This is a genomic window from Mesorhizobium sp. WSM4809 (assembly GCF_055811655.1).
This window is the reverse complement of the sequence record NZ_JBVVQW010000009.1, coordinates 77,576-94,079: the sequence shown is the minus strand read 5'-3', so window position 1 is coordinate 94,079 and position 16,504 is coordinate 77,576. Positions and strand designations below refer to the sequence as shown.

17 protein-coding genes and 1 riboswitch are annotated in these 16,504 nt (G+C 63.0%); of the genes, 8 read left to right on the top strand and 9 right to left on the bottom strand.

Features of this window, described 5'->3' with window-relative positions:
- Window positions 1–17: 17 nt before the first annotated feature.
- Complete coding sequence (locus tag AC0L24_RS21925) at window positions 18–488, bottom strand: nuclear transport factor 2 family protein (RefSeq protein WP_127809196.1); 471 nt, start codon at window positions 486–488, stop codon at window positions 18–20.
- Window positions 489–605: 117 nt separating this feature from the next.
- On the opposite strand from AC0L24_RS21925, the gene AC0L24_RS21920 reads away from it, so the two are divergent.
- Both AC0L24_RS21920 and AC0L24_RS21915 read left to right on the top strand, forming a co-directional pair.
- On the top strand, window positions 606–1,508 hold the full coding sequence (locus AC0L24_RS21920) for a LysR family transcriptional regulator (protein ID WP_127809195.1): 903 nt from the start codon (window positions 606–608) through the stop codon (window positions 1,506–1,508).
- 124 nt (window positions 1,509–1,632) lie between these two features.
- Window positions 1,633–2,433, top strand: a complete 801-nt coding sequence (locus AC0L24_RS21915; RefSeq protein WP_127809194.1) for a lysophospholipid acyltransferase family protein — start codon at window positions 1,633–1,635, stop codon at window positions 2,431–2,433.
- 25 nt (window positions 2,434–2,458) lie between these two features.
- Here the strand turns inward: AC0L24_RS21915 and AC0L24_RS21910 are convergent, their stop codons facing one another.
- The 3 genes from AC0L24_RS21910 to AC0L24_RS21900 form a co-directional block, all read right to left on the bottom strand.
- Window positions 2,459–3,085 carry a LysE family translocator gene (locus tag AC0L24_RS21910; RefSeq protein WP_127809193.1) on the bottom strand — a complete coding sequence of 209 codons (627 nt, stop codon included), beginning with the start codon at window positions 3,083–3,085 and terminating at the stop codon, window positions 2,459–2,461.
- A gap of 91 nt (window positions 3,086–3,176) precedes the next feature.
- Window positions 3,177–4,124 (bottom strand): aldo/keto reductase, encoded by a 948-nt coding sequence (locus AC0L24_RS21905; RefSeq protein WP_127809192.1) that lies wholly within the window; start codon window positions 4,122–4,124, stop codon window positions 3,177–3,179.
- 120 nt (window positions 4,125–4,244) lie between these two features.
- Complete coding sequence (locus tag AC0L24_RS21900) at window positions 4,245–4,766, bottom strand: gamma-glutamylcyclotransferase (protein ID WP_127318398.1); 522 nt, start codon at window positions 4,764–4,766, stop codon at window positions 4,245–4,247.
- Between the two features lie 142 nt (window positions 4,767–4,908).
- Between AC0L24_RS21900 and AC0L24_RS21895 the strand changes: the two genes are divergently transcribed.
- Together AC0L24_RS21895 and AC0L24_RS21890 are read left to right on the top strand one after the other, a co-directional pair.
- Window positions 4,909–5,907 (top strand): DUF2125 domain-containing protein, encoded by a 999-nt coding sequence (locus tag AC0L24_RS21895; RefSeq protein ID WP_127809191.1) that lies wholly within the window; start codon window positions 4,909–4,911, stop codon window positions 5,905–5,907.
- A 7-nt stretch (window positions 5,908–5,914) separates the two neighbouring features.
- On the top strand, window positions 5,915–6,838 hold the full coding sequence (locus tag AC0L24_RS21890; RefSeq protein ID WP_127809190.1) for a sugar kinase: 924 nt from the start codon (window positions 5,915–5,917) through the stop codon (window positions 6,836–6,838).
- Window positions 6,839–6,926: 88 nt separating this feature from the next.
- Here the strand turns inward: AC0L24_RS21890 and AC0L24_RS21885 are convergent, their stop codons facing one another.
- A complete protein-coding gene (locus tag AC0L24_RS21885; RefSeq protein ID WP_473564147.1) occupies window positions 6,927–7,862 on the bottom strand; it encodes a prephenate/arogenate dehydrogenase family protein in 936 nt (311 codons plus the stop codon).
- Window positions 7,863–7,867: 5 nt separating this feature from the next.
- Window positions 7,868–8,977, bottom strand: a complete 1,110-nt coding sequence (gene hisC, locus AC0L24_RS21880) for a histidinol-phosphate transaminase (protein WP_127809188.1) — start codon at window positions 8,975–8,977, stop codon at window positions 7,868–7,870.
- A gap of 136 nt (window positions 8,978–9,113) precedes the next feature.
- Window positions 9,114–9,191: riboswitch (SAM riboswitch) on the top strand.
- Window positions 9,192–9,305: 114 nt separating this feature from the next.
- On the opposite strand from hisC, the gene metX reads away from it, so the two are divergent.
- A complete protein-coding gene (metX, locus tag AC0L24_RS21875; RefSeq protein WP_127271091.1) occupies window positions 9,306–10,475 on the top strand; it encodes a homoserine O-acetyltransferase MetX in 1,170 nt (389 codons plus the stop codon).
- Window positions 10,472–11,089: a methionine biosynthesis protein MetW gene (gene metW, locus AC0L24_RS21870; protein WP_127268377.1), complete on the top strand. Its 618-nt coding sequence runs from the start codon at window positions 10,472–10,474 to the stop codon at window positions 11,087–11,089. Before metX ends, metW begins: the two co-directional genes overlap by 4 nt.
- Window positions 11,090–11,096: 7 nt before the next feature.
- On the opposite strand, the gene AC0L24_RS21865 is transcribed toward metW, so the two are convergent.
- Window positions 11,097–11,417, bottom strand: a complete 321-nt coding sequence (locus AC0L24_RS21865; protein ID WP_127396312.1) for a DUF1330 domain-containing protein — start codon at window positions 11,415–11,417, stop codon at window positions 11,097–11,099.
- A 327-nt stretch (window positions 11,418–11,744) separates the two neighbouring features.
- On the opposite strand from AC0L24_RS21865, the gene AC0L24_RS21860 reads away from it, so the two are divergent.
- Both AC0L24_RS21860 and AC0L24_RS21855 read left to right on the top strand, forming a co-directional pair.
- Window positions 11,745–12,701 (top strand): glycosyltransferase family 2 protein, encoded by a 957-nt coding sequence (locus AC0L24_RS21860; RefSeq protein ID WP_245482664.1) that lies wholly within the window; start codon window positions 11,745–11,747, stop codon window positions 12,699–12,701.
- Window positions 12,702–12,716: 15 nt separating this feature from the next.
- Complete coding sequence (locus AC0L24_RS21855) at window positions 12,717–13,652, top strand: glycosyltransferase family 2 protein (protein WP_127396310.1); 936 nt, start codon at window positions 12,717–12,719, stop codon at window positions 13,650–13,652.
- A 70-nt stretch (window positions 13,653–13,722) separates the two neighbouring features.
- Here AC0L24_RS21855 and AC0L24_RS21850 read toward each other — a convergent pair whose 3' ends face one another.
- Window positions 13,723–14,526, bottom strand: coding sequence for a DUF1194 domain-containing protein (locus AC0L24_RS21850; protein ID WP_128288222.1), 804 nt, complete (start codon window positions 14,524–14,526; stop codon window positions 13,723–13,725).
- 86 nt (window positions 14,527–14,612) lie between these two features.
- Window positions 14,613–16,439, bottom strand: a complete 1,827-nt coding sequence (locus tag AC0L24_RS21845) for an ABC transporter ATP-binding protein/permease (RefSeq protein WP_473564146.1) — start codon at window positions 16,437–16,439, stop codon at window positions 14,613–14,615.
- Window positions 16,440–16,504 lie beyond the last annotated feature (65 nt).

Here is a 16,504-nt window from a genome sequence, read left to right as displayed (position 1 = left end):
TTCCTTGCGGCAAGATGCTAAAGTCCGAGCTCCGACAGCGTCGGGTGGTCGTCCGGTCGCCGGCCGAGCGGCCAGTGATACTTACGATCGGCCTCGCCGATCGGCAGGTCGTTGATGCTGGCGATGCGCAGGCGCATCAGCCCGTGTTCATCGAATTCCCAGTTCTCGTTGCCGTAGCTGCGGAACCATGAACCGCTGTCGTCGCGCCATTCGTAAGCGAAACGCACGGCGATGCGGTTGCCGTGGAAGGCCCAGACCTCCTTGATCAGCCGGTAGTCGAGCTCGCGACTCCATTTTCGCGTCAGGAAGGCCTGGATGGCGTCGCGGCCTTGCAGGAATTCGGCGCGGTTGCGCCAGCGGCTGTCCTTGGTATAGGCGAGCGCAACCCGCGCCGGATCGCGTGAATTCCAGGCATCCTCGGCCATGCGCGCCTTCTGTGCTGATGTCTCGGCGGTAAACGGCGGCATCGGCGGGCGGGCTTCGGACATGGCAACTCCTTTGTGGGCCATGCTGCGGGCAGGCTGACAGACACAATATAGAGCCTTCCATCATTCAAATGCAGATGACATATTCGTAACCCGTCCTTCCATTTTCCGGAAGAAGCTATGGATCGTCTCGAAGCCATGTCGCTCTTTGTCGCCGCGGTGGAGGCCGGCAGCCTTTCAGCAGCCAGCCGCCGTTTCGGCATTCCGCTGGCGACGGTCAGCCGCAAGATTTCCGATCTCGAGCGCCATCTGAACACACGCCTCCTGAATCGCTCGACGCGACGGCTAACACCGACCGATGCCGGCCAGACCTATATTGCCGCCTGCCGCCGCATCCTCGACGACGTCGGCGAGGCCGAACGCACGGCAGCCGGCGAATACAGTGCTCCGACCGGCGAACTGGCCATCACCGCGCCGGTCGTCTTTGGCCGTCTGCACGTGCTGCCGGTCGTCACCGGCTTTCTCGCCGCCTATCCCGACGTGGACATCCGCCTGACATTGGCCGACCGCATAACCCAGCTGGTCGAGGACCATTTCGATCTCGCCATCCGCATCGGCCAGTTACCCGATTCGAGCCTGGTCGCCATCGGCGTCGGCGCGATCCGCCGCGTCGTTTGCGCCAGCCCGGCCTATCTGGCCGAACACGGCACGCCAACGGCCCCGGAGGATCTGGAAACACACGATTGCATCACCTTCGAGGGACTTGCCTCCGCCGCCAGTTGGAGCTTCATCAGGGGCAAGGCCGAAATCCCGGTTCGGGTCCGCTCGCGGCTTCAGGTCAACACCGCCGAAGCGGCCATCGATGCCGCGATTGCCGGCGTCGGGCTGACACGCGTGCTTTCCTACCAGATCGAAGCCGCGCTGCGGTCCGGCACGCTGCGCATCCTGCTGCAGGAGTTCGAGCCAAAGTCATGGCCGGTAAGCCTGGTGCATGCGGGCCACGGCCTGCTGCCGGTCAAGCTGCGCGCATTCCTCGATTTTGCCGCCCCGCGCCTGAAGGAGCGGCTGGCACAGCTGATGTAGCGGAACCAGGCCAATCTCCCATTGGCGACCGTTCTTCGTTGCCAACCAAAGCGCCCTGCGGCCATTTCCTTTTTTCCCGCGCTTGGTGTAACCAACGCTCACCTCCTCACCGGGCTCCCCCCCAATGCTCTACATCAGATCGCTGACGTTCAATTTCGTCTTTTACGTCAACCTGATCGTCCAGATGATCCTCTGGACCCCGTACTATTTCCTGTCGCCCCGGCACCGCGCCTGGTTCGTGCCGAAATTCTGGTCGCGCACCTCGATGTGGCTTTACGACAAGATCGCCGGAACGAAGAGCGAGATCACCGGCCGGGAAAACCTGCCCGAAGGCTCCTTCATCCTGGCCCCCAAACACCAGTCGTTCTGGGATGCGATCGCCTTCTTTCCCTATCTTCACGACCCTCTCTACATCCTGAAGCGCGAGCTCACCTGGATCCCGTTCTTCGGCTGGTACATCATGAAGATGCGCATGATTCCGGTTCATCGCGGCAGCCGTTCGAAAGCGCTGAAGGCCGTGGTCGCCGCGACCAAGGCGGAGATGGCGCGCAATCCTCGCCAGCTCATCATCTACCCCGAAGGGACAAGACGCGCGCCGGGCGACGAGCCGGCCTACAAATACGGCATCGTCGAAATCTATGCGCAACTTGGCGTTCCGGTGGTGCCGGTTGCCCATGTCGCCGGTCTCTATTGGCCGCGTCGAAAATTTCTGCGCTACCCCGGCACCGTGAAGGCGCGCTTCCTGCCGCCGATCCCACCGGGACTGAGCAAGGACGAATTCATGGCCCGGCTGATCGGCGAGACCGAGGCTGCCTGCGACCAGTTCCTGATTGATGCCGCGCGGGGCCCGAATCCGCCTGCCTTGCCGCCGACAGCGGTGAAAAGACTGCAAGAGCTGGACAACGCCGCAAGACACAAAGCCTGAACCGGAAGTCTCCTGCCGGCAGTTCTCAGCCGAAAACGGCCAGCGCGGTGGTCAACACCAGCGTCGCGGCAAAGACCAGGTTGACGATCCGCGAGGCCGCCGGCCGGCGCAGGAAGCGCGCGAATGCCACTCCCAAGACAAGCCACAGAGCATGGATGGCGACGATCATCAGCGCGAGAGCCATCAGCTTCAGCCATGGACCAAGCTCAGTGTTACCCTGTTTGGGCGAAGCACCGGCGAACACGGCGGCGATTGCCACATAGGCCTTCGGATTGGCGACCGCGAGAAGGAATCCAGCCAGCCATGTTGGACACGAAGCCTCCGCGCCGCGTGCTGCCATGGGCGGCGCCGTGGCGATCTTGAAGGCGAGATAGAGGATGTAGGCCGCCGAGGCGAAAGCCAGCAACGGCGCCAGCTTCGGCGTCGCGGTGAGCACCGCCACGACCCCGGTCGCGACAACCAGAAGCACGGCGATCGTGCCCAGGATGATCCCCCAGGCATAGCCCAGCGAGTGGCGCAAACCGAAGGCGGTCCCAACGGCGGTAACGCTTATCGTTGCCGGACCCGGGCTGCCCATGATCACCAGGGCGGCAAGCACGAGCGCGAGAAGTTGCCCCCAAAGATCCGGCTGCGAAAGAAGCGGCTCAGTCATTTTCTCCTCTGTCCTGCCTTGCGCGAAGAGACAGTATGGCAGGACCAGAGGGGCGTCTTGGACGTTCGTGCGAGGCGCGGCGCCTGAAGCTTCAGCCGCTCGCTTTGTCGAGTTCGGCCATGTCGGCGGCGGTCAGTTTCAGCGACGCCGCCCTGATCAGGCTGTCCATCTGTTCAGGCTTGGTGGCGCTGGCGATCGGCGCGGTGACACCCGGCCGCGCAATCACCCAGGCAAGCGCGACTTCCGCCTGCTTGGCCGAATGCCTTGATGAAACCGCGTCGAGTGCCGCAAGGATGCGCATGCCGCGCGCATTGAGATAGTCCTTCACCCCGCCGCCACGCGGGCTTTGACCGAGATCGGCCTCGCTGCGGTATTTGCCGCTGAGAAAACCCTTGGCCAGGCTGAAATAGGTGATGACGCCGATGTCCTCGGCCACGCACAGATCGCGCAACGGCCCATCGAAGGACGAGCGATCGTAGAGATTGTATTCCGGCTGCAGCACCTCGTAGCGCGGCAGACTGCGCAAGCTCGCCACATCGAGTGCGGCACGCAACTGGCCGGCGTCGAGATTCGAACAGCCGGCATAGCGGATTTTGCCCTTGGCGAGCAGCTTCTCGTAGGCGCCAAGCGTTTCTTCATAGGGCGTTGCAGGGTCCGGCCAGTGCGACAGATAGAGGTCGATGACTTCGGTCTGCAGCCGCTTCAGCGATGCGTCGACGGCCTTTTCGATGTATGCGGCGGACAGGTCCTTGTGCCCCTGCCCCATATCCGAACCGACCTTGGTGATCACCACGACCTTGTCGCGATTGCCACGGTCTTTCATCCATTTGCCGATGATGGTTTCCGATTCACCGCCTTTGTGGCCGGGAACCCAGCGCGAATAGGCATCCGCCGTATCGATGGCGTTGAGGCCGGCGCCGACGAAGCGGTCGAGCAGGTCGAACGAGGTTTTCTCGTCGGCGGTCCAGCCGAAGACATTGCCGCCCAGAACCAGCGGCGCGATGGACAGGTCGGTGCGACCGAGACGACGTTTCTGCAAGGCGGATCTCCGGGATGATTGCGGCGGGCAAAGGGCGCCGCGGGCTGAGGGTCGGAGCCTAACCTAGGTCTTGCCTGAACGAGGTCAAAGGCCTGGCCGCCATTTTCCGCAGAGCCAGCTTCACAAAGGCGCGACCTGGCTGGCGACATCCTCCAGCCAGTGGTCGCTTATGCCCAATGCCTCGAGATGCTCCAGCGTGCTCAGCACATAGTCCTCGTTGTTGCCGGACTGGCCGACCGCGCCGCGCACCACGGCCGCCGCATCCGCCACATCGAGCGCTCCGGCATATTGCTCGTGCTGGCGGTCCACAATGTAGACCACGGCGTCGACCGTATCGCCCCCGTCGAGGCGAATCTTGAGCATGCGCTCCAGATAGACATTGGTGACCAGTTCGCGCTCGCGAAGATAGGCCATGACCTCGTCGCGCAAGTCGCCGGGGACGCGGAATGCGAGGCCGACGCAGGACCCGCCACGGTCGAGGCCGAGCACCAGCCCCGGCCGCTCGCGCGTTCCGCGATGCACGAAGGAATAGACGCAGAGCGAGCGCCGGTAGCCATGCAGGCGGGCACGCTGTGTTTCGACATGCGCGAATCCCGGCCGCCAGATCAGCGAGCCATAGCCAAACACCCAAAAATCGCCCATATCGCCGCGCCTGATTGCAAAAGATGCCAACACCGCACCCGGACCGGTGTTTTTTCCGCCCGTCCCGTCTAACTATTCGTCTGTCTGCCTGGCGGAATCGACCACCCGTCCGCAACACCCATGCGTTAACGAGAGCCAAAGCATGACGTCAAGTGACGAACGCCAGCCAAGTAACCGTCGCCGCCTGTTCTGGCTTGCAGCGTTCATCGTCGTGCTGTTCGCCCTTTACAGCGGCGGCTGGTTTTATCTGGCCGACCGCGTCAGGAGCGAGGCCGACAAGGCGGTTGCCACGCTCAACAAGAATGGCGTCGAGGCCGGCTGTGCCAATCTCCAGGTCAGCGGCTATCCCTTGAGCTTTACCGTCTCCTGCGACAACCTCGCCTATGAGGACGATGCCAGGAACATTGCGGCTTCAGCCGGCAGTTTCAACGCGGCCGCCCAGATCATCCAGCCTCTGTCGCCGGTTGCCAATCTGCGCGGCCCGCTCAGGACCGCCGTTCCGGACATGGTGCCGCTGTGGATCGACTGGGACAATCTGCAGGCCAATTTCAAATTGTGGTGGCCGCTGCCGCAGCGGATCTCGCTGGAGGCGGAGGGCCTGTCCGGCCAGACCGATCCGGCCGACGACACCGATCCGGTGCAACTGTTTAGCGCCGGCAAGGCATCGGGTCAGCTGCAGCCCAACGGCGAGGATATCGACTATCTCGGCAGTTTCGGCGATCTCGAGATCGACCCCGACGCAATTGGAGGGCGCGTGCTTCCGGCGCTCGATGCCAGCGGCGATGTGACATTGAAGAACGGCGTCGCACTGATCGGCACGCAGGTGAAGAGCCTTCGTGGCCAGGCGATCGAAATCCGCAACCTTGACCTGTCGTCGGGCACGGCGCGCATTACCGTTTCGGGACCGCTCTCGGTCGATGCCGAGGGCCTGGTCAACGCCGACCTGATGATCAGGCTGAAGGACCCGAAGGCGGTGGCGGCCATCCTCGGCGCCGCCATACCCGAGCAGAAAAGCCAGATCGAGCAGGGTTTTTCTGCCCTGGCGGTGCTCGGCAACGAACCGTCGATGCCGCTGAAGGTGGTCAGGGGCAAGGCCTCGCTCGGCTTCATTCCGCTGGGCAAGATCAAGCCGGTCGAATAGCTCAACCATGGCAAAACCCGTGAAGCTGCTGAGCGTTGGCGCCTTGACGCTGGACACCATCCTGCGCGTCGAGACACTGCCTGTGCATCAAGGCAAGTTCATTGCCTCCGACGGCGTCCAGATCGCCTCGGGCATGGCCACCAGTGCTGCCTGCGCCGCGCATCGCCTGGGCGCCGAGGTATCGCTGTGGGCGAGTGCGGGCGACGATGCCGTCGCCGACCAGCTCATCGCCGGCATCGAGGCCGAAGGCGTCGATTGCACCTTTGTGCGCCGCGTCAGAGGCGCCCGCTCGGCGCTGGCCTCGATCCTGGTCGACGCGCATGGCGAGCGCATCATCGTGCCGTTCTATGACGGGCTGGCCCAGGCCGATCCCGAAGTCTTGCCGGTCGCCGACCTCACCGCATTCGACGCCGTGCTGGTCGATGTCCGCTGGCCGGGCGCGGCAGCGTTGGCACTCAAGGCGGCACGCGCCGTTGGGCGTCCGGCGATCCTCGATGCCGACACCGCGCCGCTGGAAGTTCTGGAACAGCTGTTGCCGCTCGCCACGCACATCGTCGCTTCGGAGCCGGCGGCGCGCATCGTCTGCGGCCAGGCGCTCGATCCGGAAACGGCTTGCGCCGATCTCGCCAGCCGCACCGACGCCTTTGTCGCGGTAACCGGCGGCGCGGCGGGCTGTTGGTGGCACGACCGTCGCGCAGGCTATGTGCGCCATGTCGCGGCGCCAAGGGTCAAGGCGGTTGACACGTTGGCCGCCGGCGATGTCTTCCACGGTGCTTTCGCCGTCGGGTTGGCGGAAGCCATGCCGGTCGAGCAGGCTTTGCGCTTTGCCAGTGCGGCCGCGGCGCTCAAATGCCTGCGCTTCGGCGGCAGGCTGGGCGCGCCGGATAGGGCCGAGACGCTGGCCATGGTTGCGCAGACCTGGCCAGCCTGAAACCGACGCTTTGTTTTGACGCAATTCCCAAGGGAAAGCGCTAGCGCTTTTCCCGGGAAAAACGCCTCACACTTTTCCTGGAATTGCTCTAGCCCTTCGCGGGGTGCTCGACGGCCTGGCGACCGAAATCGGGCACGTCGATGTCCTGGCCGGCTTCGATGATCGAGCGGCGCAAAGCCCGCGTCCGGGTGAACAGGTCGAAGAGCTTTTCGCCATCGCCCCAGCGGATCGCGCGTTGCAGCGACGCAAGGTCTTCCGAGAACCGCGCCAGCATTTCGAGGATGGCGTCCTTGTTGTGCAGGCAGACATCCCGCCACATGGTCGGGTCCGAGGCGGCAAGGCGGGTGAAGTCGCGGAAGCCGGAAGCCGAATATTTGATCACTTCGGACTTGGTCACCGACTGCAGATCATCGGCGGTGCCGACGATGTTGTAGGCGATGATGTGCGGCAAATGCGAGACGATGGCCAGCGTCATGTCGTGATGCTGCGGGTCCATCGTGTCGATGTTGGCGCCGCAGCGGCGCCAGAACTCCGACAGCCTCTCCAGCGCGTCCGGGTCGGTGTCGGGCAGCGGCGTGAAGATGCACCAGCGATTGTCGAACAGGTCGGCGAAACCGGCGTCGGGGCCGGATTTTTCCGTGCCCGCCAGCGGATGGCCGGGAATGAAATGGACGCCTTCAGGCACATAAGGCTGCATCTGCGCGATGACAGACGCCTTGGTCGAGCCGACATCGGTGAGGATCGCGCCCGGCTTCAGCGCCGGCGCGATTTCCTCGGCCACCGCGCCGGACGAGCCGACCGGCACCGAGACGATGACCAGGTCGGCATCGCGGACAGCTTCTCTCGCATCGGTAGTATAGCTATCGCCCAGCCCGAGTTCCTCGGCTCGCGCCAGCGTCGCCGCACTGCGCGTTGATATGGCCACGTGACGGGCCAGCCCTTCGCGGCGGATGACGCGGGCCAGCGACGAGCCGATCAGGCCGATGCCGACCAGCGCGATCTTTTCAAACATCGGTGATGTCATGGTCTCTAGCTTTTCAGGAATGTCGTGAGAGCGGCGACAACGCCGCGATTGGCCTCTTCGGTGCCGACGGTCATGCGCAACGCGTTGGGAAAGCCATAGCCCGAAACGCGCCGCAATATATAGCCGCGCGCCGTCAGATAGTCGTCCGCCGCCGCTGCGGAATGTTTCTCGTCCTCGGGAAAGTGAACGAGGATGAAATTGCCGACGCTGGGTGTCACCCGCAGCCCGAGCTTTGTGAATTCCTCGCTCAACCAGGCAAGCCAGGTCTCGTTGTGCGCCACGCTGCGCTCGACATGGGCGCGGTCGCGGATGGCTGCGATACCGGCCTCGATCGCCGTCGCATTGACGTTGAAGGGACCGCGCACGCGGTTGATGGCGTCGACGATATGCATCGGCGCATACATCCAGCCGATCCGCGCGCCACCCAGGCCGATCTTGGAGAAGGTACGGGTCATCACCACGTTCTCGGTGCTGCCGACCAGTTCGATGCCGGCCTCATAGTCGTTGCGGCGGACATATTCGGCATAGGCCGCGTCGAGCACCAGAAGCACGTTCTTCGGCAGCGTGGCATGCAGCCGGCGTACCTCCTGGAACGGTACATAGGTGCCGGTCGGGTTGTTGGGATTGGCGAGGAACACGATCTTGGTGCGCGGCGTGACCGCGGCCAGGATGGCGTCGATGTCGGCGCGCTCGTCTCTTTCCTTGATCGTCACCGGAACGGCACCCGCCGACTGGATGTAGATCTTGTAGACCATGAAGGCGTGTTCGGTGATGACGGCCTCGTCGCCGGGCGCCAGATAGGTCTGCGCCAGCAGGCCGAGAATCTCGTCGGAACCGTTGGAACAGATGATGTTCTGCGGGTTGAGGCCGTGCACCTCGGCGATCGCTTCGCGCAGCCGCCTGGCGGTGCCGTCGGGATAGATGTCGAGCTTGCCGGCAATCTCGCGCGCGGCTTCGATCGCTTTCGGCGAGGGCCCTAGCGGATTCTCGTTTGATGACAGCTTGTGGACCTTGGCGACGCCGGCGGGCGCCGTGCTCTTGCCCGGCACATAGGCGTCGATGTCCATGATGCCCGCACGCGGGGTTGGACGTGCCTGGTCCGGTGTCTGGCTCATGTCGCAAAATCCGTCGAGAACGCTTCCTGAGGGAAGCCGCAGCGGAAATACAAGCCGTGGCCTGCAATGTCGAGAGGCGACAGCCATCGCCCAGGGCTGGCCGTTGACGACGGCGCGCCACAGCCCTAGAAGGGGTGCGAACTTCCGTGGTGATTTGGCCGGTCGGCTTGCAGCCACGTTAAACAACTTGCTAAAGGGCCGTTTGCATCCTGTAACCGGCTTTGCGACTGCAATGCCGGTTTTTTGTTGTCCGCCCCGGCCGGACACCCGTATCGGCATCGACTTTCGACAAGCGCGATGCGTGGGCTCAAAGTGTGAGATGGATGTCATGGCCGTTCTGCGCGCCCGCAAAACCAACAACGAGGTCGACCAGCCGTCGAGCCCGGTTTTGCGTTTTGGATCCGACAAGCCGCTCAAGCTGGACGCCGGCACGCTGCTGTCACCGTTCCAGATCGCCTACCAGACCTACGGCACGCTGAACGATGCCCGCTCCAACGCCATCCTCGTCTGCCATGCACTGACCGGAGACCAGCACGTCGCCAGCACCAATCCGGTGACCGGCAAGCCTGGCTGGTGGGAAGTGCTGATCGGCCCCGGCAAGATCATCGACACCAATCGCTTCTTCGTCATCTGCTCCAACGTTATCGGCGGTTGCCTTGGGTCCACCGGTCCGGCCTCGACCAATCCCGCCACCGGCAAGCCCTACGGGCTTGACCTGCCCATTATCACCATTCGCGACATGGTGCGGGCGCAGCAGATGCTGATCGACCATTTCGGCATCGAGAAACTGTTTTGCGTGCTCGGCGGCTCGATGGGCGGCATGCAGGTGCTGGAATGGGCGTCGAGCTATCCGGAGCGCGTCTTCTCGGCGCTGCCGATCGCCACCGGCGCGCGCCATTCCTCGCAGAACATCGCCTTTCATGAGGTTGGCCGCCAGGCTGTCATGGCCGATCCGGACTGGCATGGCGGCAAATATTTCGAGCACGGTAAACGCCCGGAAAAGGGCCTGGCGGTGGCGCGCATGGCCGCCCACATCACTTACCTGTCGGAAGCCGCCCTGCACCGCAAGTTCGGCCGCAATCTGCAGGATCGCGAAGCGCTGACCTTCGGCTTTGACGCCGACTTCCAGATCGAAAGCTATCTGCGCCACCAGGGCATGACCTTCGTCGATCGCTTCGACGCCAATTCCTACCTCTACATGACGCGGTCGATGGACTATTTCGACCTTGCCGCCGACCATGGCGGCCGGCTGGCCGATGCTTTCGCCGGCACGAAAACCCGCTTCTGCCTGGTGTCGTTCACCTCGGACTGGCTTTTTCCGACCGAGGAGAGCCGCTCGATCGTGCATGCGCTCAACGCCGCCGGAGCATCGGTATCCTTCGTCGAGATCGAGACCGACCGCGGCCACGACGCATTCCTGCTCGACGAGCCGGAACTGTTTGCCGCCATCAACGGCTTCATCGGCTCGGCCGCCAGGGCGAGAGGGCTGGGCCTATGAGCGTCAACCGCGACCAGCGCGTCGACCTTGAAGTCGTCGCCAACCTCATCCCACCACAGTCGCGCGTGCTCGATGTCGGCTCGGGCGACGGCTCGCTGCTCGAATTGCTGCAGGACAGCAAGCAGGTCGACGGCCGTGGGCTCGAGCTGTCGCAGCGCGGCGTCAACGAATGCGTGGCGCGCGGCCTCTCGGTCATCCAGGGCGATGCCGACAAGGATCTCGAATTCTATCCCGACAAGGGCTTTGACTTCGTCGTCCTCTCGCAGACGCTGCAGGCCACCCGCAACCCGAAGCTGGTGCTCGACGAACTGCTCAGGATCGGCAATCGCGCCATCGTCTCCTTCCCCAATTTCGGCCATTGGCGTGTGCGTCTGTCACTGTTCGTCAACGGCCGCATGCCGGTGACCAAGGACCTGCCCTATTCCTGGTACGACACGCCCAACATCCACTTCTGCACCATCCGCGACTTCGTCAATCTGTGCGACGAGCTCGGCGCGACCGTCGAGAAGGCAACCGCTCTCGACGCCAACGGCCAGAAGATCGGCCTGTCGATGCCGTGGTGGTTCTGGAACTTCTTCGGCCAGCAGGCAGTGTTCCTGCTGAAACGGCAGTAGCCGCAAGCTAATCGAGGATGTCCGTGGCCTTGTGCGGATGTTCGACGCCGTCAGCAAACACCACGTCGGCCTCCGAATTGTCCGTGCGCAGCGCCAGAATCGCTTGATAGGCGGGCGAATTGTACCAGCCATGCACATGCTGCCTGTCGGGAAATTCGATGATGATCAGATGGCCCGGCCAGTTGTTCTCGATCACCTCGACATCGCCGCCATGGACCAGAAAACGGCCGCCGAAAGGTTCCAGCGTGGCATCGATCTTGTGCAGGTATTCGATGATCTGCGGGCCCATCGTGGCTTGGCGCATATGGGCGACGGCGTAAGCGGTCATAAGTGCACTCCCTTTCAATCGAAGCCGATTGCCGGCTCCGAAGGCACAGATTGCCAAGGGTCGTGACAGAATTCGATTACCCCAAAAGTAATAAGAATGAGATGAGGCGATCAAGACGAATCGGCCTGCGCGATCCTGAGGCGGTTTCCAGTCTCCGGCCCTCAGGGTGTTGCCGTTGAGACGCAAGGTTGCGAATTCGGGGTTGCGGACGGATTGAACTCTGCAACCAGATGATGACACGGGAGCATGTTTTTCGTAGCGTCATGCCGGACGCGATGCCGAGCGAAGCACGGAGCGGGGAACCTGACCTATTCGATCGTTGTCGAAATGGAAAACGCCAAGTCCATCAATGAAGATGAGATCGGCGTTTCGTTCAGCGCTTTGGCACGGGAAATAAAAGCCGTGACGACAACCGGTCAATACCTGAAACCGGAGGTCATCGTCGTTCACAGCGGACCAGATACCGACACACCGATTCTCCGGCATCGTCTCACCGAAATTGTTCCGCAACTTGGCATGGCAGCAAATACGGTCTTCAGCGCCTGCACAGGCGGCCGGTACTATGAGGTCAAGAACGCAGGCGCCGCGTTGGCCAAGGGCGACATCGTCATTTTCTGCGATTCCGATACAGTGATCGAAGACGGCTGGCTGTCGGCACTTCTCAAACCGCTCCAAGATCCGAAGACGATCGCCGTGAACGGTTACACCTATCTCGGCTGTGACGATTTCGCTTCGCGGACCTTTGCGCTTCTGTGGTTCTTCCCGCTGCGTGATGGTGATCGACGCTTTGCCTCCAAGCGCGCGATGAACGCCAACAATTGCGCCTTCCGCAGAAGCTGGTTAGCCGGCCATCCCTTTCCGGCCAGCAATGGATTCAAGGTTTCTTGCACGTTGCTCACCAGCCAGTTACGAGCAAGCGGGCATGATTTTGTCAGAGTCGATGCCCGGGCCAGCCATTATCCTCCGCGCGGTTGGCGGTTTTTCTTTTGGCGTGCCCTGGTCACCGGGCGCGATGCGGACCGGAAATATGTGGCACTGGCATCGCCATCCCAAGCCGCGCGAGTGCTGAAGGCGACAAGACGTTGGTTTTCGACATCCTGGAAAGTGGGCGGGCGTATTCTGACGCATGCAACTCGGCTCGGAATGCCGGCATGGCAGATCCCGTTTGCACTGATCGTCGGATTGGCCTTTTGCGCGCTGGTTTTTTGTGCACAAGCGGCCATGGCCCTTGGGCTGGTTCGGGACAAGGTTGAAAACGTGCCCCTCTACGTGGGACATAGCTGAAGCACTATGGTCAAAATGGGCAAAACCATCGAACCGACACCTCTCATCACGGTCATTACGCCGACCCACAACCGACGCGAAACGGTGTTGCGCGCCGTGGAAAGCGTACTCTCCCAGAGCATGTCGAGGCTTGAGCACATTGTCGTCGACGATGGTTCGACCGATGGGACCGAATCGGCGCTGGCCCGCATCCAGGACCCGCGGCTGATCTATGTCGGGGCGAAATGGCGAGGCGCCAACGCAGCCAGGAATGCCGGCATCGAGCGCGCGCGGGCACCGTTGGTGACGTTCCTCGATTCGGACGACATCTACATGCCGCACCGGCTCGAACGAACCCTGACCTGGTTCGAGGAAAATCCTGTACTGCAAGTGCTGATCAGTTCGTTCGTGTCCCTGAAAGGCAGTCGCATCACAAACTGCGTCAACCCCGAGGCGTTCGTGAGCCCCGCAATGCTTGAGCGGACGCTGGTTGGGCAGACCATCTTCATTGCCGGCTCCGCGATCACGGCTCGCCGCGAAGCCTTGCTGGCCATCGGCGGCTACGACAGCGACATCACCCGCATGCAGGATCGCGAATTGCTGCTGCGCCTTGCCCGGCGCTTCGGTGCGCAGTTGTCCAGGGATCTGGACTGGACGAAATACAATTCGGAGAACTCGATTTCCGGCCGCCGTGACGGCTATGTCGAGGCCTATGCGAACCTGATGGGCAAACATCCGCATATTGCCCATGCCTACCCGCACATTCCGCCTTACATGATCTCGCGGCAACTCATCGCCGACATCCTGCGAGGCAGGATACCGGAGGCATTTCAGGGCTACATGGCCAACCGTTCATCCAAAACGCTTGGCTATTCGCTGCCGGAATTGATGCAAGGCTATGTCCACGGCCGGCGCTGGCGCCGCGATCTCTCCAACGAGTTTCGCAATCAATTTGGTGCCCGGCCCGCTTAAACCGAGAGGGATTCCGGGAAATTGTGGAACGGTTTTCCCTCCGGATCGCGTTAACCCCTCTGTCGAGAGCTCAACGGTCAAGTTCGGGAAAATACGGATCCGATAGAAACCGCCTGTCCCGTTCGCCTTGCAGGCAGTCTATCGGCGTCGCCGCGTCGATGGGGATGCTTCTCACCTCGTCCTGAATGCCGCTCACTTCCAGGAGCAGCTTGCGCCGGATGGCTGTCGAAAACTCGGCGGCGGCATAGATAGGCAGCACGAAGGAACCGGGTCCGCCGATCACGCACTGCGCATAATACTGGTCGAGATGGCTGAAGGTGGGCGACGGGCTGATCAGGATCGGCAGCCCGTTGACGACGATGCCTTTGGCAGTCGCCGCATCACGCGTCGCGGTGACCGGCGGCCCGATATTGTTCGGTCCGTCGCCCGAAATGTCGATGACGCTGCGTTCGCCCTGGAAAGACGTGCGGTCGAAAAGCTCGGTGCCGAAGGCCAGCGCGCCGGAAATCGAAGTGCCGCGAAAGCTGCGGAACGGGCGAGCCGCGACCTTGTCGGCAAAGCTGTTCGCGCTCTCGGCACTATCGATAATCTGCCAGCCGATGACCGCGTCGTCGCGCACCGTGCCGGCCCATTCGAAATAGGTCAGCGCTATGCGGCCCGTGGCGCCGGCGCGGACAGCCTTGATGAAGTCGGGATGCCGCAGCGCCTCGACATAACCGGCCCGCTGCAGGGCGAACTCCTTCTCGTCCATCGACAGCGAGATGTCGACCGCCAGCACCAGCTCGACGTCGACGGCGAGCGCATCCGCCGGCGAGGCCATCGGGGCAGCCTGGGCGCAGGCAAGACAGGCAAGCAGGCGCAGGGCATGAAGCATGGCCGTCGCCAGGGTTGTTTCTCCCGAGGAGCTTCCCTCGCGATCGCGGCAAAATAAAGCTTTGCTTCCCCCGCCCGGAAATCAGCTCATTTCTTGCGACGAGCGGCGGCTGGCGGCGGTTCGATCGCGCCGGCCCTGATGCGGGCGGGCTTCAGGGCTGGCGCACCGGAATCCTTGACGATCGTCAACGCGCGCGGGAAGAAGTGGTTGTTGTGCTGGCCGCGCCCGATGTTGAGGATCGCTGTCCCCGGCAAACGCTTCTCGAGCATCGACAGCACGCGTCTTAGCGATGGGCCGTCGAACGCATCCAGCGCCTCGTCGATTATCACCCATTTCGGCTGCCGCAACGCGAGCCTGGCGAAGGCCAGCGAGCGTTGTTCGTCATCGCCCAACTCATGGTCCCAACGCCCCGCACGGTCGAGCGATGAGGACAGCCGTCCCAGACCGACCTCGGCCAGCACCGCCGAAATGTCGGCATCGTTCGCCGGCGCGGGCCCGTTCGGGTGATCGAGGACTTCGCGCAACGTGCCGACCGGAAAATAAGGCACGCGCGGCACGAATATGGGGGTTTCTCCCGACGGCAGGCCGATCCGGCCGCTTCCCCATGGCCACAGGCCGGCAATGGCACGAAAGAACAGCGTCTTGCCCGCACCGGGGTCGCCGGTGATCATGACGCGCTCGCCGGGGCGGATTTCGACATGCGGATCGGCGAGTCTGGTGCAACCCTCCGGCGAGGTCACTTCGAGCTTCTCGAAAGTCAGGCTGCCATCGACGTTTTGGCCGAAGGCGATGCGCTTTTCCGTGTCGTGCAGCGCATCGGTTTCATCGAGCGCGATGCGGAAATCGGCCACGCGCATCAGCGTGGCGCGCCAATCGGCGATGCTGCCGATGTTGTTGATGAACCAGCGCAAGGAAGAGTGGACCTGGTTGAAGGCGCCGACCGCCATCATCAGCCCGCCAAAGCTGATATCACCTGAGAAATAGACCGGCGAAGCGACCAGTATGGGCGCCACGACGGTGATCCAGCCATAGGTGTCGGTCACCCAGGACAGGTTGATCTGGGCGGTGTAGATGCGCCGCATGGCGCTCAGCACCGTGCCGAGATCGAGTTCGAGCCGCCGCCTGGCGTCGGCCTCGCCATGATACAACGCGATGGCATCGACATTCTCGTTGACGCGCACCATCGAGGAGCGCAGCTCGGCTTCGCGTGTATAGCGGTCGCTGTTCAGGCGGATGAGCGGGCGCCCGACCAGCCAGCTCAGCCAGGAGGCGATGCCGGCGTAAAGGATAGCGGCCCAGACCATGTAGCCCGGTATGGCCAGCGAGGTCCCGCCGATGTGGAACACGAAGCCCGAGGACAGCTCCCACAGCACCCCGACGAAGGACACGAGCAGGATGCACGACTGCAGCAGCCCGACGCCGAGATCGGTTGACAGGTCGGACAGATGCGCGGCGTCCTGCTGCATGCGCTGGTCGGGATTGACGCCGATGGCGCCGGCATTGGCCAACCGGAAGGCGCGCGCCGGCCGCATCCACTGATCGATCAGATCCAGCGTCAGCGCCTCGCGCAGTTTGAGCCTGATCATCTGGTTGAGCCAGGTCTGGCCGATATTGAGCACCAGCAGCCCGCCGGCGATCATCGCGAAGACGAGGAGCTGGGGCAGGAAGGCCGCCATGTCGCGGCGCGCAAGCGCATCGTAGAAAGGCTGGTTCCAGCGGTTGAGCAGAACCTGGCCGATCGACGTTGCGATGATCACGGCCATGATACCGACCGACGTCCACAGCAACCATTTGCGAACCGGCGATCCCGCCAGCGCCCGCCGGATCGTCGCCACCTGATCGCGCAGGCTGCTGGCTTCGACCGCCACCGCAACCGGCTGAACGACGGCGGCATTGTCCGGTTGATCAGCCATGGCCGAGGTCCTTGCGTCAGTGCCGAAACCGGATGGAGAAATTTGCCAGGCGTTCGTATGGGCTG

Excerpts from the sequence above, each read along its gene's own strand:
- AC0L24_RS21925 (WP_127809196.1), bottom strand. The coding sequence starts at position 488 with ATGTCCGAAGCCCGCCCGCCGATGCCGCCGTTTACCGCCGAGACATCA.
- AC0L24_RS21855 (WP_127396310.1), top strand. The coding sequence starts at position 12,717 with ATGGGCAAAACCATCGAACCGACACCTCTCATCACGGTCATTACGCCG.
- hisC (WP_127809188.1), bottom strand. The coding sequence starts at position 8,977 with ATGAGCCAGACACCGGACCAGGCACGTCCAACCCCGCGTGCGGGCATC.
- metW (WP_127268377.1), top strand. The coding sequence starts at position 10,472 with ATGAGCGTCAACCGCGACCAGCGCGTCGACCTTGAAGTCGTCGCCAAC.
- AC0L24_RS21900 (WP_127318398.1), bottom strand. The coding sequence starts at position 4,766 with ATGGGCGATTTTTGGGTGTTTGGCTATGGCTCGCTGATCTGGCGGCCG.
- AC0L24_RS21895 (WP_127809191.1), top strand. The coding sequence starts at position 4,909 with ATGACGTCAAGTGACGAACGCCAGCCAAGTAACCGTCGCCGCCTGTTC.
- AC0L24_RS21885 (WP_473564147.1), bottom strand. The coding sequence starts at position 7,862 with ATGACATCACCGATGTTTGAAAAGATCGCGCTGGTCGGCATCGGCCTG.
- metX (WP_127271091.1), top strand. The coding sequence starts at position 9,306 with ATGGCCGTTCTGCGCGCCCGCAAAACCAACAACGAGGTCGACCAGCCG.
- AC0L24_RS21860 (WP_245482664.1), top strand. The coding sequence starts at position 11,745 with ATGGAAAACGCCAAGTCCATCAATGAAGATGAGATCGGCGTTTCGTTC.
- AC0L24_RS21890 (WP_127809190.1), top strand. The coding sequence starts at position 5,915 with ATGGCAAAACCCGTGAAGCTGCTGAGCGTTGGCGCCTTGACGCTGGAC.
- AC0L24_RS21915 (WP_127809194.1), top strand. The coding sequence starts at position 1,633 with ATGCTCTACATCAGATCGCTGACGTTCAATTTCGTCTTTTACGTCAAC.
- AC0L24_RS21920 (WP_127809195.1), top strand. The coding sequence starts at position 606 with ATGGATCGTCTCGAAGCCATGTCGCTCTTTGTCGCCGCGGTGGAGGCC.
- AC0L24_RS21865 (WP_127396312.1), bottom strand. The coding sequence starts at position 11,417 with ATGACCGCTTACGCCGTCGCCCATATGCGCCAAGCCACGATGGGCCCG.
- AC0L24_RS21850 (WP_128288222.1), bottom strand. The coding sequence starts at position 14,526 with ATGCTTCATGCCCTGCGCCTGCTTGCCTGTCTTGCCTGCGCCCAGGCT.
- AC0L24_RS21910 (WP_127809193.1), bottom strand. The coding sequence starts at position 3,085 with ATGACTGAGCCGCTTCTTTCGCAGCCGGATCTTTGGGGGCAACTTCTC.
- AC0L24_RS21845 (WP_473564146.1), bottom strand. The coding sequence starts at position 16,439 with ATGGCTGATCAACCGGACAATGCCGCCGTCGTTCAGCCGGTTGCGGTG.